Consider the following 14,922-nt stretch of genomic DNA (forward strand, 5'->3'; position numbering starts at 1 on the left):
AACCTATTTTGGATTACTTAAAGAATAGGGCACCGACGACTCATCACTTGCCCATTCTTTATTGGGTTGATTATCCATTGTGAACTGCAATGTGCCTCCCTTTATAATGTCTTCATATTTTATATAGGACTTATTGTAATCGACACCGTTCAAACTTGCCGATTTAATATAAAAATCATTCTTGCCGTTACCAGGAGCAGTAATTTCAAAACGATTGCCGTTTTCCAAAGAAATACTGGCTTTTTTAAATAACGGACTGCCTATCACATATTCATCCACACCTGGTGTGACCGGATAAAAACCAAGAGAACTGAACACATACCAAGCAGACGTTTGCCCATTATCCTCATCACCACAATATCCGTCAGGAGTGGCGGAATACAATTTGGTCAATACGGTTCTTATTTTTTCCTGTGCTTTATACGATGCATTGGCGTAATTGTACAAATAAATCATGTGCTGTATGGGTTGGTTCCCATGCGCATAATTACCCATGTTCATGATCTGCATCTCCCGTATCTCATGAATGGTAAACCCATAATAGGAATCATCAAAATCGGGGGGCATGTCAAAAACAGCATCCAACTGGTTTTCAAAGCCTTTTTTCCCTCCCATTAATCCGATCAATCCATTTATATCATGGAATACTGACCAGGTATAATGAATACTGTTTCCTTCGGTAAAGGCATCTCCCCATTTCAAGGGATTGAATGGACTTTGAAAAGTGCCGTCCTCATTTTTACCACGCATCCATTTTGTAGATGGATCGAATAGGTTTTTATAATTCATGGAACGCTTATAGAACGTATCGGCCAATTCGGTTTTTCCCAATTTTGTCGCCATTTGCCCAATGGTGAAATCCGCATAGGCATATTCCAAGGTTCGGGCCGCATTTTCGTTGATGCCCACATCGTAAGGTACATAACCTAATTTATTATAATAATCTATCCCTTCCCTACCTACGGAACGAATCACATTCCCATTAGACAATGGCCTGTTCTCCGATGTTGTAGCATTTTTGACCATGGCCTCGAGCAACACCTCACTATCGCCCATATCGATCCCCTTTAAAAAGGCATCGGCAATAATCGGTGATGAGTTTGAACCGATCATACAATCCCTATGACCCGGACTGGCCCATTCCGGCAACCACCCGGATTCTTTATAGGTATTCGCAAGACCTTCCATGATATGGCCATTCTGCTCCGGATACATTAGATTGAAAAATGGGAAAACTGCCCTAAAGGTGTCCCAAAATCCGTTATCAGTGAACATATATCCCGGCAAAACCTTGCCATTATAGGGGCTATAGTGTACAATTTCGTTGGACTTATCCAATTCGTACATTTTTCTTGGAAATAACAATACGCGATACAAACAAGAATAAAAAGTTCTTATATGATCTATATTGTCATCTTCTATTTGGATTTTACTAAGTTCTTTTTGCCAAGCAGCTGTGGCTTTTTCTTTAGTGGTTTCAAAAGTATCTTCCCCGATTTCCCTATCCAAATTCAACTGTGCTTGCTCGGGGCTTATAAAAGAGGATGCTACTTTTACATGAATTTCCTGACCTCTTTTTGTTTTAAAACCAACTATCGCCCCAACATGGTCACCTTCATTTTCTTTTGAATTTTCACTCAATTTCCAATTGTCGCCCCAGGTATGGTTCAGTTCAAAATCCGTATCGAATTCAGCCACAAAATAGTTATGGAAATTCTCAGGAACTCCCCCACTATTATTTCGACAATACCCGATAATCTTTCGTTCTTCTGGGATTATCTTGACCATTGAGCCTTTGAAAAATCCATCTAAAAGAATATAAGATTGGTCTTCCGGAAAGGTGAATTTAAAATGTGCCGCCCGTTCTGTTGGGGAAACCTCGGCGACTACATCATAATCTGCCAAATACACACTGTAATAATCTGGTCGTACGGTCTCAGCCTTATGTGAGAAAAATGACTCCCGCTCATCTTCCTGATATTTTAAATCGCCTGTTACCGCCATTAAGGAAAAGGCCGCATAATCGTTGATCCACGGACTAGGTTGATGCGTTTGCTTGATTCCCCGTATTTTTTTGTCGTGGTACTTGTACGTCCACCCGTCACCCATTTTTGAAGTCATGGGTGTCCAAAAATTCATTCCCCATGGTGTTGCGATTGCCGGATAGGTATTCCCGTTCGAAAGACTAAAATCGGAATCGGTCCCCATCAACGGATTAACGAAACCCAATAGATCTTGTTCTTCACTACTTTCCGTAACAACCGTTTTAGAATCCGCCTCATTGCAGGCCGTAAAGAGAAACATGGCCATAATAACGGAAATGCCGATTTTCAAATGTCTTCCTGTTCCCATAATTATCTATATATTTTATTTTTTTCGGGGGATTTCAATTTTTTCCCATCCATATTCTCGGGATCGTTGGTCATTACATAAACCAATTCACCACCCGAAATGACTTCGCTATGTGTGATGAAATTCCTATCCAATGTATCCCCATTTAAAATTACGGATTCAACGTATTTGTTTTCTGCCGAGAAATTCTTCTGGATTATCCTGAGTACTTTACTTTCTCCCACTTCAACTTCAACCTCTTTGAACAAAGGTATACCCAAATCATAAATGCCTTGTGCCGGATTTACAGGATAGAAACCAAGTGCCCCAAAAATATACCATGACGACATTTGCCCACAATCTTCATTACCACAATGGCCATTCGGCGCATTGGCATATTGTTCTTTCAGAATTTGTCGCACCAAAGTCTGAGTCTTCGATGGTTGATCTAAATAATTATAAAGATATGCCACATGATGGCTGGGTTCGTTCCCATGGGCATATTGCCCGATCATTCCCGTACTGAAAATCGGGAGTTTGTCACCAGCTTTGGGATAATAGGTGAACATGGAATCGAGCTTTTGGTTAAAACGCTCCTTGCCCCCTGTTTTGGCTATAAGCCCTTCAATATCCTGAGGCACGTACCAATAGTATTGCCAGGCGTTACTTTCACAGAAATAGGGTGAGTATTCCTTGGGAACAAATGGTGTAATAAAACTGCCATTTTCATTTTTTGGCTGTAACCATGAGGTCTTTTCATTATAAAGGTTCTTCCAATTTTCGGAACGTTTCAAAAATTCCTTATAATCCTGTTCATGACCTAAATCCTTGGCGAACATCGCAATACACCAATCATCATAGGCATACTCCATCGTCTTGGATACCGACCAATTCTCGTGCCCGTCATCCACAGGGATGAAACCCTTTTCCCGATAAACATCTATTTGGCGATCATTGACCATTGCACTTTCCTTACATGCCTTATATGCCAATTCCTTGTCAAAAGGAAACCCTTTGAAATAAGCATCCACAATTACCGGCACGGCATGGTAACCGATCATCATATTCGTTTCATTACCTTGCATGGACCAAACCGGTAAAATCCCAGTTTCCTTATAATGCGCCAACATGGATTTTACCATATCGGGTACTTTTTCTTGTTGGATTATCGTGTATAATGGATGCGCGGCCCGAAAAGTATCCCAGAGGGAAAAAGTATCGTACCGATCAAAACCTTCTGCTACACCAATAGTATCATTGGCCGCTTTATATTTTCCATCCAAATCGCTTAACAAGGTGGGTGCCAACATCGATTGATACATCATAGTATAGAATGTACCTTTTTTGTCCCTATCGTTGCTACTAACCCGTATTTTCGATAGTTCTTTCTGCCACACCTCTTTGGCACTTTCTTTATAACAATCAAAACAAAAACCCTTTGTTTCTTCAGCTACTGCAGCATCCGCCCCTTCAAAACCAGCTGTTGAAAGTCCGGTTTTGATAATCAAATGCTCACGATCGACCATAGCATAGTTCAACTCAATTTTCGTATTGACACCTTTGACGGGCGCATTTACTTCCTGACCGTCTTTATAAACCACATAACTTCTGAAGGGTTTTGAAAAATGCATTGAAAAGTAAAGGCGTTGGTCCTTGGCCCAACCTGCCGACATCCGGTACCCCCTTATAAATGAATCATTGACCACCTCTACATAAGTATCGGTCGGTTTATCCCAGTTAAGTGCATAACCAAGATCCACAGTTACCTTGGTACTGTCATCGGCAGGGAAAGTATACCTTTGTACACCTACCCTTTTGGTTGCCGTCATTTCCGCTTTTATATCAAAATCCAACAAATCAACCGAATAATATCCCGGAGAAGCACTCTCTTTTTCATGGTCAAAGGTTGAGTAAGGCCGGTATCCGTTTTCCTTGATTCTTTTAGACGACCTGCTGTTTGATGGCATGACCAAAATATCATAAAGATCCCCGGCACCCGTACCGGTAAGATGCGTATGCGAGAAACCACTGATTATGGTATCTTGATAATAATAACCGGCAATCCTATCCCATCCCGGGATTCCTATATCTGGGCTCAACTGAACCATCCCATAAGGCACTGTCGCACCGGGATACGTATTACCCGGACCATCAGTACCTATAAAAGGATTTACGAATTCGGTCAAATTTTCCTCTACAATGGGTTGCCCTTCTTTTTTACAAGATGTTTGGAACAAAAGTCCTGTAAAAACAAAAAATACAATTCTGTATATACGCATGGAATTAATCTACACTTAAAAATTTACCATCATCCTTGATCATCAAAGTTTTTCCCGTAAACGGACTTTTTGCCCAAAGAAGAAACCCTGATTTTTGGTTTTCCAATATTGGGGTTATCTTTTTTCCCAAGATTTTTTTTGACTCCCCAAAAACCTGTCCGTCCGCTTTTTTCCAAGCTACTTCCTGTTTATCACTATTGATCAAATCACGGTACAATTCGTAGAGGTACCATTTAACATGCTCATCTTCAGGTATGGTAAAAACATCTTTTGACCCTACTTGCTTCTCAGAAAAATAAACATACCCCCATTTTTCGGGCTCATGCATATTTATAACCCATTGTGGGGACCAAACCCAATTGTATTCCGGTAAATATTTACCGGTTGCATCTTTTTTTCTGGAATACCTTCCATCGGTCACATCAAAATTCCAATTGACCCTTGAAAAACCAAAACGCCAGAATTCGTTGACAGGGATGTCATTATGGGAGTTTGCTTCTTTCAGAACATCCCATGGAATCCCGATCTCCACGCTCCAACCCGTATCTATATCATTGGGATTGTTCAAGGTGCCATCTACATGTACCGCCGTCATTACACCTTGAATGTCCCAATTATCAAGTACTTTACCTTGATTTCGGTAAGGTTTCGTCAAGAAAAGATCCCAAACCGTATTCAAGGCATTCATTTCAAACTCCATATAATTATGGGTATCCCCATCGGGATCGATAAAAATCTCGAAATCGTTGTTATAGAAAATAACCGTGTCCCTTTGCTTCAATGTTCCCCAAACGTTTGGCTCTTCCATTTTTGCAAAGAAATACAGGTAATCTTCATCCCAAACCATTTTCATTTGGGTCTTATAAGTAGGTTCTTTTTTTCCTTCTATATCAATAAAAGAATCACTCCATTCGGCTTTTTCCCAAGAATCCTCATTGCCTAAACCGTCAATTTTTATTTTATCCACAGTTTTAAAAGACACATACTGCCTAGGTGTTTCTTGTGCCACCAGCCAAACAGTCCCCATGTATAACAATAGAAGTATTAGGCTGATTATTTTCTTGGCATTCAATTCGTGATCCATAACTAGGGTATTGCGTTAAAGGCTATTCTTCTTCGTAAATTCCAGGATTTCCGAAATACGCCCGAATGCCATTGCGGTAACGGTATCTGCCGCGCCATAATAAAGCGCCACTTTATCTTCTTCTATAGAATGTAAGGCCGCACAAGGGAATACCACATTGGGTACATCCCCCACTTGCTCATACAATTCAGTAGGAGCCAATAAGTAGGGCTGTGTTCTATATTTGACCTTATCAGGTTCGTTCTCGTCCAATATTGCCGAACCAACCGAATAACGGAAACCGTTACAGGTATTGATTACCCCATGATAGAAAATGAGCCACCCTTCTTTGGTATGGATGGGAACGGTACCCGCACCGATCTTACAGCTCTGCCATGCGCTATCTTCAAAAGGGGTCACTTTCATAACACATCTATGTTCGCCCCAGTACTTCATATCCGGACTGAAACTCACATAAATATCTCCAAAAGGTGTATGGCCATTATCGCTGGGGCGACTTAGCATCGCATAACGCCCATTAATTTTATCAGGAAACAATACTCCATTTCTATTAAAAGGTAAAAAGGCATTCTCACACTGAAAGAATTCCTTAAAATCAAAAGTATAGGCTATACCAATGGTTGGTCCGTGATACCCATTGCACCATGTAACCCAATATCTATCTTCGATGAACACGACCCTGGGATCATATTTATAATCAGATTCTATCATTCCGGTATTTCCGGCCTGCATCTGAATGGGTTCGTGATTTATCTCCCAATGTATACCATCCTTACTGAAACCCGCAAAAATATTCATTTGAACGGCTTTGTTATCGCATCGGAACACACCGGCAAAGCCATCTTCGAAAGGTACGACCGCACTATTGAAAATACTATTGGATGAAGGTATATCGTTCCTATTGATAATGGGATTCTCACTATACCGCCAAAGTACATCATTACAATGATCAGGTCTATCTTGCCAAGGAATTTTCATTCTATCTCTTTCTTTAATTTAAATTATACTATTTAATTCGGGATTTTTCTGATTTTGTCCAACCAAGTATACTTCAGGATTATCGAAGTAACCAGAAAAATACCCAATGCCGCCCATGTTTTGGGATAATCCCTAACCATGAAATATATCGGTAAAACGATCATACTTGACTGCCATATAATACCTATGGCGCAATTTGCCATGTCTTTCCAAAATTCGCCGTTCTTTTTTATATGGTCCCCTTCATTGTTCAATGCTTCAACAACAGGTTTCCAGTAACCCCATGGATGCACGTTCTTATAAAAACCCTTCAAGGTTTCCATACGGGTGGCAGGAGTTAAAAAGGTACCAAGGAACGACCCTAACAGGGACACCGCAAAAATAATCGGAAAGATGTAAATGGCGGGTATTTGGGCAAGATCATGCAACCATGTACCCACTTCCAAATTTGATTTGTTCTGATCTAATATAAACTGAAGGGTCGCGATCAACAAACCAGAGGCCATACCCCAGAAATACCCCCAACCATTAAAGCGCCACCATATCCATTTTAAAAAGTTAGCAGCAACATAACCACCGAACAAAGCGCTGGTTATCCAAAGGGTGAGTGAATTTATCGATTCTGCGAAGAAGCCCATAAAAACCCCAAGACCAACCACTAAGATCGAAGCAATATGACTTGCTTTAATATAATGTTTATCCGAAGCCACGGGTTTAAAATATTTCTTATAGATATCATTCACGATATAAGCCGGGCCTGCATTGACGAATGCGGAAAAGGTACTCATGAAGGCTGCCAACAACCCAGCCAAAAGAAGCCCTTTGATCCCTACTGGAACATGAAAATTAATGACCTTGGGAAGTATAACTTCCAATTCGGCCCCTGTTAAACCAGCATCGGCCGCCATCCCGGGACCAAGAACCACTAATGCGATGACCACGATACCCGCAATAAGCAAATACCTAGGAATATAAAGCACCAAAGCCGTGAAACCACTCATGTATGCAGCTTCCTTAACCGTGCGGGTAGAAAGGATACGTTGCATGTCAAAACCAGGCGTAGGGCCTGCAATACTGGCAAAGAAACCTTTAAAAAGTGACATGCCGATAAAAGCACCGAACATTTTATACCCTTCTGAATCTATTAGTTTGTTGAATGAATCGAACTTATCGCTCCAATGTATGCCCAACTCCCATCCAAAACTGACATTTTTCCATTCATCCGATATTATATAATTGATCTGAACATCCGAAAATTCATAAAAAGCATATCCGGCCACTAAAATACCGGCTATTACCATAATAACATATTGCAGTACCTCGGTAGCGACAACGGAAAACATACCCCCTTTTACCGTATATAAAGTAGTAAGACCTATAATGATCAAAGCGTAGGATTGCTCGGAACTCAGCAAAACAGATTCACCGACCTGCAATGCAAAATCCCACGGTAAAATAACTGTCATGAACTTACCTACCCCTTCAAAGAAATAGGCTATGAACCCTACGGCCGCGACTACGGCAAAAATGGCCACGATACTATGGGCGGCCCTACCTGCACGGTCATCACCAAAACGGGTCAGCATCCATTCCGAACCGGTCATGATATTGGATCTCCGAATCCATACGGCCAAGAACATCATGATGAATATTTGGTTCCATACGGGCCATAACCACATGAACATAAAACTTTTTACGCCATAAAGGAACAGGATACCTACCATCCAGGCAGTTCCGGAAACATCGAACATTCCCGAACCGTTACTAAGACCCAAATAATACCATTTGATACCGTTGCCCCCTAAAAAATAAGATTTAAGACCCTTTGAAGCCCTTTTAGATACCCAAATACCTACAGCTAGGGTAAGGACAACATAAAGAAGAATTATCGATACATCTATAATGTTCATACGACCTTATTTAGTTGCGGTTTGTACTCCCCAATGTTTATTAGGTTCAGGGCCCATTTCGAACTCTAGGGTACCACCTGAAATAATATCGTTATGGGTAATGAAAGTTTTATCAAGAGGTTCTCCGTTCAGTTTTACGGATTGTACATAGATGTTCTCTTTTGATGTATTAGGGGCCAATATCACGAAAGTCTTATCCTGGGATAACTTAATGGTGGTTTTTTCGAATATGGGACTTCCTATTTCATATTCGCCCGAAGCTGGGTTCATAGGATAAATACCCATGGCACTCATAATGTACCACGCAGACATTTGCCCACAATCCTCATTTCCACTCAAACCGTCTGGCTGAGTACTATATTGGGTATCCATTATTTTTCGTGCCCAATATTGGGTACGCCATGGGGCACCTGCCTTGTTCAACATATAGGCGATATGGTGGCTCGGTTCGTTACCATGGGCATATTGCCCTATGAGTCCTGAGATATCCGGGGAAACATTATGACCACTTAAATCAGAATCCTCAGTAAAAAGCTGCTCTACCATTAGGGCAAAAGACTCTTTTCTTCCATGTAGGTTTATCAATCCGTTAACATCATGCAATACATACCAGCTATGTTGCCAAGCATTACCTTCGGTATAATCGGTATCCTCAATATGGTTTGATGACTTGGGATCAAAAGGCTCGTGAAAATTCTTTCCGTCTTTCGATTTACCCCTTAAGAAACCTGAGCTGATGTCGAAAAAGTTCTGGTAAGCTTTAGATCGTTCATCAAAATATTTGAAATCTTCTTCGTAGCCCAATTTCTTAGCCACTTGCCCTACACACCAATCATTATATGCATATTCAAGACTTATGGAAACGGACTGATCCATTACCTCAAAAGGTATATATCCATATTTCTTATATGCTTTCAATCCCCTTTCATCGCCCATCATGGTCGCTTTCATGGCACCATATGCTTTTTGCACATCAAAAGCCGAATGTCCTTTCATAATGGCTTCGGCAATAATGGAAACAGAGTGGTATCCGGGCATTGTCCCTGTTTCATTACCGGATAAAACCCATACCGGCAACACCCCACTCTCATCATAATAAGCCAACATGGATTTGACCATATCGTCTAATCGGTTGGGATCCATAATACTTAACAAAGGTGTTTCCGCACGATAGATATCCCACAAGGATAAAGATGAATACATCTTAAAATCAGTTTTGGCAATACTATCGTTCTGCATTCTGAATTCCCCGTTAAGATCATTGAATATGGTCGGGGCCACTTGGGCATGGTAAAGTGCCGTATAAAAAATTGTCTTTAAACTATCTGTCGGGGTCTCTACCTTGATGTTGGACAAAAGACCACTCCAATCCCCCCGTGTTTTTTCACGCACATCCCCAAAGCTTGAATTGCCCTGTAACCTTAAATTCTCTTTGGCATTCTCGATACTTACCGATGATACGGCAATTTTAACCTCAACGCTTTCCGTATTATCCTTAAAGAAAAACTGCCCTCCTGCTTTTACCCCATTCACTTCTGTCGCCGCAATGCCTATCGGTGTATCCCCTATGAATCGCTGTTGAATGATCGGGCTTGAAGTTTCTATGGCAAAAAACACTTTTTGGTTTTTTGCCCAACCCGTACTAAAACGAGACCCGACAATATGCCGACTATCCTCCATCTTTATGCTACTCTCGAGTGGCTTGTCCCAATTGACCGCATATCCCAAATCGATAACAAAAGAAGGTTCACCTGCCGATTTATAGGTATATGTATGATACGCCACATAATCATTAGCGGTAAGCTCAACCTCAATATCAGGATCTTTCAAAAGTACCTTATAATACCCTGGGGAAGCTTCTTCATCTTTATGTGAGAAATAGGATGTATATGGTAAAGAATCCCTTTTTTTTCCAAACAACCCTAGATCCATCTCCGAATTGGTCGGCATCAAAAGCACATCGGCCAAATCACCTATACCCGTACCACTCAGGTGCAATTGTGCAAAACCCGATATAATGGAATCGGTAATATGGTAACCCGAACACCAATCCCAACCGGTAGTACCGTTGTCAGGACTTGGCTGTACCCGACCAAAAGGCGAAGTGGCCCCAGGATAAGTATGCCCGTGCCCTCCCGTTCCAATGAACGGATCCACGTAATCAACAATACTCTTTGATTGTCCTAAGGTTTCTTTTTTCTCAGTACAAGAGGAAATAATAGCTATTGTTACAAAAGCTGACAGCAAGTAATTTTTCATCTTTATTGGTTAGTTTAGAAATCCGGATAAAACACTTCGGAATATCATAATTGGAAGGATTATTATAAAATTTAAGTAACTTACCCCCGCAATTATGACATCATAAATATTTGTACTTTTTACTACAAACCGAACATTTTTAGACCAACAACGACAGACAAATGCCCAACGTCATCAAAAATGAACTAAATCCTGTACAAAAACATGCCCCCGTAAACGAACGGGTTAATGGTTTTTTCAGGAAAAAGATGTCCAAAGATTATGACATCACTTATGTTCACCACATTACATTTTGGTCTATTTATTTTATTTTCAACACATTAAGATGGAGTCATGTTCATAGTGATTTACTCTATTCCTTAAAGACAAACCTTATCGGTTTCCCCATACACATTGCCCTTTCCTATTTTAATGTGTATTACCTTATGCCTAAGTATGTTTACCATAAAAAATACGTCTCTTACGCACTCTTGGTATTGGGCTCATTATTGATCATGCTCTTGGTCAAATTCAATCTCACGTATTATTTCGTCAGTACCAATGTAATGCCAGAGGCGACCGAGGTTGTAAACACCTTAACCTTGAACTATGCCATAACCACTATGCTCGGGGAATTGTACGTGGTATCCTTTGTGACAGCAATAAAAATCACCGCGGACTGGCTTCGGGAAACCAATAAATTGCACGATCTGGAAAAACGGCAGTTGACCACTGAATTAAAATTTTTGAGATCACAGGTTTCTCCCCATTTCTTTTTCAACACCTTGAACAATATCTATTCCCTTACTCTGGAAAAATCAGATAAGGCACCGGAGGTCGTACTAAAACTGTCGGAATTGATGCGCTATCTCTTATATGCGTCGAACAAACCAAAACAAGACCTAAAAAAAGAGATCGATTGTATACAGAATTACATAGATTTGGAACGGATACGTTTTAATGATTCCTTGGTGGTGAACATGAATCTCTCAGGCAATCTGGAGAACAAGAAAATATCCCCCATGCTGCTTATAACGTTTATTGAAAACTGTTTTAAACACGGGGCCAGCCAAAGTATTGGGAAAATGTATATCGATGTCAATATCAGAATCGTAGGCGATGTTCTTTTATTCAAGGTCTCGAATACCATTCCTGAAAAAAGAAAGAAGAAAAAACCTTCCTCCAAAAATGGTGGCATAGGGCTATCGAATGTAAAAAAACGGTTAGAATTGGCTTATGCCAAAAACGATTATGACCTACAGATTTATGAGAGGGACAATGTATTTCATGTTGAATTAAAGATAAAGGTATAATGGAATTAAAAGTGATTATTGTAGATGATGAACCATTGGCCATCAATGTAATAAAGAATTATATAGAACAGGTTAAAGAACTGGAACTTGTTGATACATTCTCCAATGCCGTGGATGCATCTACCTATTTACAGAGCCATAGTGTAGATATTATTTTTCTGGATATCAACATGCCTATTTTAGATGGTTTGGAGTTCCTGAAAACATTGCATGAAGCCCCTATGATCGTCATAACCACCGCACATGAGGAATTCGCTTTGGAAAGTTATGATTTGGAAGTCATTGATTATTTGGTAAAACCGATTCCTTTTCCCAGGTTCTTAAAATCGGTCAACCGTATCTTAAAACTGAAAAAATCACACGGAACGGTAGAACGCAACAGTAACAATGACCACCCCAGTATTTTTGTCAAGGTCGACAAAAAGAAATTACAGAAAATCTATTTGGACGAAATAGTGGTCGTGGAAAGTTTAAAGGATTATATACGAATAAAAACCACAACGGGTAAATATATCGTTCATAAAACCTTGAGCAGTTTTACCGAAGAGCTACCAGCGGATCAATTCATTCGTATTCACCGATCATTTACTATCTGTATTGACAAAGTACAAGTGGTTGAGGGCAATAGTCTCGAAATCGACAATACGCGCTATACTATAGGACGTAGTTATTTAAATGATGTAAAGGCAAAAATATTGAACAATCAATAAAATTAAATAGCAATAACAAAACCATGAAAACCACTGATTCTCCCATAATCATTGAACAGGAATTTAAGCGTCCCGTTGAGGATATATGGAAAGCCCTGACCGAGGTAGGGCAAATGAAGCATTGGTTTTTCGATAATATCGACGGGTTTACCCCTGTCGTCGGTTTTAAGACCAGGTTTGTTGTAAAAAACGAGAACCGAATTTTCACCCATCTTTGGGAAATAACGGAAGTAACACCGTACCAGAGCATTACCTTTAACTGGAAATATGCCGAATATCCTGGAGATGCTTTCGTTACTTTTAAATTGATTGAAGAAAAGAATAGGGTTACCCTTAGAGTCACTATGGAAATCGTTGAAGATTTCCCCACAAATGTTCCCGAGTTCAAAAGGGAAAGTTGTGTTGGGGGGTGGAACTATTTCATAAAACAAAGGTTAAAGGATTTTCTAGGCAGATAAACCGAACTCTTTGTATTTTAAATTCACGCTTGTAGCGCATAAATTAAATGGACAAGAACCTCTCCCAAATAAAAATCCATATTTACGACCAGCTTAAGTTTGTACTATCCGATTTGATTCTAGAACCCGAAAGCAAAGCATATGGCGCTTGCAACTTTAAATTGAACAAACGGAACATCAGAAGCAGGAGTGCCAAGATCACCCCTAAAAAAGCCGGACAATTCGTTACCTTCTGGAAACGCCAAGGCATAGGACCCATAGAACCTTTTAACCATACCGACAATTTTGATTTGTTGACGGTGAATGTACGTACAGACAAAAGGTTAGGGCAATTCGTATTTCCTAAATCCGTACTATTGAAAAATGGTATTATCTCCAACGAGACCAAAGAAGGGAAAAGAGCATTCCGAGTGTATCCCAAATGGGACATTGCCAATAATAAACAGGCCATAAAAACACAAGAATGGCAACTGGACTATTTCTATGAAATCAATGGCTCATTGGATTTGAACAGGGTAATGTCCTTATACCATATCAATTAATTGTTTCACTTTAGTAAATAAAGATTTTCATGACCCTAATTTGCTTACTACTCCTTTTTATAGGAAATTTGGCCAAATGGGAAGGTAAAACAGTTAGTCATTTGATATAGGCCATTCAAAAAAATATCCGTTTGAATTACATTTATGGACAAAGAAATAATTTCCGAATTTGACTTTGAAAGCAATCAGTCCAATTTAGGTTTGGAGGTAATCCCCCTAAAAAAAGTCATTGACTTCTCCGACCAGAATGGATATGACCCCCATCGCCTTAATTTCTATCAGCTTATTGTTATCATCAAGGGACGTGGGATCCATGAAGTTGATTTTGAAACCATTGCCTATGCCGAAAACACGGTTATCCCGGTTGCCATGGGGCAAGTACAACGATTTTCCAATAACCCACAGCTAGAAGGTTATGCTGTTCTTTTCACGCCTGAATTCCTGATCAAGGAAGAACAGGATTATCATTACCTCTACGACTATACTATATTCAACCATGCTATTAACCCACAAAGCCATATCGCGAATAAGGAAGTACTGACACTCTTAAAGGAAATGATTACCGAACAACAAAAGGGATTACTTTTTGACTCGGGTGAATACCAACGCAATCTGCTTAAAAATTTTCTGATCCAAATAGAACGCAACAAACGGGAACGGGTTGAAATTGTCTGTAACGACTCGCTCAACCTATACATGAGGTTTCGAAAAACATTGGATGAAAACGTCAACTACAAAATACGGGTTGCTGATATCTGCCAAAAGCTGAACGTAACCCCAAAACAAATAAACAATGCCTTAAAATCATATACGAACACTACCGCAAAACAACTTATCGAGGACCGTGTTATACTGGAAATCAAACGTTTATTGGTCCATTCTACACTCACCATAAAAGAAATTGCCTATGAAATAGGTTTTGATGATCCTACGAATTTTACGAAATACTTTAAAACAAGGGTAAACATGTTGCCCACCGATTACCAAAAACAACGTCAGTAGCAATTTTACCATACGACGGCAGTTTTTTACCTTTTCAACCCTTACCTCCCACTGTACTTTTGAACTGTAAAATTTAA

Annotated in this window: 11 protein-coding genes; 5 read left to right on the top strand and 6 right to left on the bottom strand. The window is 40.0% G+C overall.

Features of this window, described 5'->3' with window-relative positions; all coding sequences use genetic code 11:
• Positions 1-3 precede the first annotated feature (3 nt).
• Genes R3X28_RS12680 through R3X28_RS12705 form a run of 6 tightly spaced genes read right to left on the bottom strand, consistent with a single transcriptional unit; the run spans position 4 to position 10,841 of the window.
• Entirely contained in the window at positions 4-2,352 is a 2,349-nt protein-coding gene (locus R3X28_RS12680) for a GH92 family glycosyl hydrolase (RefSeq protein WP_317664690.1), read from the bottom strand.
• Between the two features lie 2 nt (positions 2,353-2,354).
• Positions 2,355-4,610: a GH92 family glycosyl hydrolase gene (locus tag R3X28_RS12685; RefSeq protein ID WP_317664692.1), complete on the bottom strand. Its 2,256-nt coding sequence runs from the start codon at positions 4,608-4,610 to the stop codon at positions 2,355-2,357.
• Positions 4,611-4,614: 4 nt separating this feature from the next.
• Positions 4,615-5,694, bottom strand: a complete 1,080-nt coding sequence (locus tag R3X28_RS12690) for a carbohydrate-binding family 9-like protein (RefSeq protein ID WP_317664694.1) — start codon at positions 5,692-5,694, stop codon at positions 4,615-4,617.
• A gap of 15 nt (positions 5,695-5,709) precedes the next feature.
• Positions 5,710-6,672 (bottom strand): glycoside hydrolase family 130 protein, encoded by a 963-nt coding sequence (locus R3X28_RS12695; protein ID WP_317664696.1) that lies wholly within the window; start codon positions 6,670-6,672, stop codon positions 5,710-5,712.
• 32 nt (positions 6,673-6,704) lie between these two features.
• Entirely contained in the window at positions 6,705-8,582 is a 1,878-nt protein-coding gene (locus R3X28_RS12700; protein ID WP_317664699.1) for a sodium:solute symporter family protein, read from the bottom strand.
• Positions 8,583-8,588: 6 nt separating this feature from the next.
• On the bottom strand, positions 8,589-10,841 hold the full coding sequence (locus R3X28_RS12705; protein WP_317664701.1) for a GH92 family glycosyl hydrolase: 2,253 nt from the start codon (positions 10,839-10,841) through the stop codon (positions 8,589-8,591).
• A gap of 161 nt (positions 10,842-11,002) precedes the next feature.
• On the opposite strand from R3X28_RS12705, the gene R3X28_RS12710 reads away from it, so the two are divergent.
• The 5 genes from R3X28_RS12710 (at position 11,003) to R3X28_RS12730 (ending at position 14,845) form a co-directional block, all read left to right on the top strand.
• Complete coding sequence (locus R3X28_RS12710; RefSeq protein WP_317664703.1) at positions 11,003-12,133, top strand: sensor histidine kinase; 1,131 nt, start codon at positions 11,003-11,005, stop codon at positions 12,131-12,133.
• Positions 12,133-12,843, top strand: a complete 711-nt coding sequence (locus R3X28_RS12715; protein ID WP_317664704.1) for a LytTR family DNA-binding domain-containing protein — start codon at positions 12,133-12,135, stop codon at positions 12,841-12,843. Before R3X28_RS12710 ends, R3X28_RS12715 begins: the two co-directional genes overlap by 1 nt.
• Positions 12,844-12,866: 23 nt before the next feature.
• Positions 12,867-13,301, top strand: coding sequence for an SRPBCC domain-containing protein (locus tag R3X28_RS12720; protein ID WP_317664706.1), 435 nt, complete (start codon positions 12,867-12,869; stop codon positions 13,299-13,301).
• Positions 13,302-13,348: 47 nt separating this feature from the next.
• Positions 13,349-13,843 carry a MepB family protein gene (locus R3X28_RS12725; RefSeq protein ID WP_154367566.1) on the top strand — a complete coding sequence of 165 codons (495 nt, stop codon included), beginning with the start codon at positions 13,349-13,351 and terminating at the stop codon, positions 13,841-13,843.
• A 144-nt stretch (positions 13,844-13,987) separates the two neighbouring features.
• Positions 13,988-14,845, top strand: coding sequence for a helix-turn-helix transcriptional regulator (locus R3X28_RS12730; protein ID WP_317664708.1), 858 nt, complete (start codon positions 13,988-13,990; stop codon positions 14,843-14,845).
• Positions 14,846-14,922: the final 77 nt, after the last annotated feature.

Source organism: Maribacter sp. TH_r10, assembly GCF_033101095.1.
Classification (GTDB): domain Bacteria; phylum Bacteroidota; class Bacteroidia; order Flavobacteriales; family Flavobacteriaceae; genus Maribacter_A; species Maribacter_A luteus.

Excerpts from the sequence above, each read along its gene's own strand:
- R3X28_RS12680 (WP_317664690.1), bottom strand. The coding sequence starts at position 2,352 with ATGGGAACAGGAAGACATTTGAAAATCGGCATTTCCGTTATTATGGCC.
- R3X28_RS12685 (WP_317664692.1), bottom strand. The coding sequence starts at position 4,610 with ATGCGTATATACAGAATTGTATTTTTTGTTTTTACAGGACTTTTGTTC.
- R3X28_RS12690 (WP_317664694.1), bottom strand. The coding sequence starts at position 5,694 with ATGGATCACGAATTGAATGCCAAGAAAATAATCAGCCTAATACTTCTA.
- R3X28_RS12695 (WP_317664696.1), bottom strand. The coding sequence starts at position 6,672 with ATGAAAATTCCTTGGCAAGATAGACCTGATCATTGTAATGATGTACTT.
- R3X28_RS12700 (WP_317664699.1), bottom strand. The coding sequence starts at position 8,582 with ATGAACATTATAGATGTATCGATAATTCTTCTTTATGTTGTCCTTACC.
- R3X28_RS12705 (WP_317664701.1), bottom strand. The coding sequence starts at position 10,841 with ATGAAAAATTACTTGCTGTCAGCTTTTGTAACAATAGCTATTATTTCC.
- R3X28_RS12710 (WP_317664703.1), top strand. The coding sequence starts at position 11,003 with ATGCCCAACGTCATCAAAAATGAACTAAATCCTGTACAAAAACATGCC.
- R3X28_RS12715 (WP_317664704.1), top strand. The coding sequence starts at position 12,133 with ATGGAATTAAAAGTGATTATTGTAGATGATGAACCATTGGCCATCAAT.
- R3X28_RS12720 (WP_317664706.1), top strand. The coding sequence starts at position 12,867 with ATGAAAACCACTGATTCTCCCATAATCATTGAACAGGAATTTAAGCGT.
- R3X28_RS12725 (WP_154367566.1), top strand. The coding sequence starts at position 13,349 with ATGGACAAGAACCTCTCCCAAATAAAAATCCATATTTACGACCAGCTT.
- R3X28_RS12730 (WP_317664708.1), top strand. The coding sequence starts at position 13,988 with ATGGACAAAGAAATAATTTCCGAATTTGACTTTGAAAGCAATCAGTCC.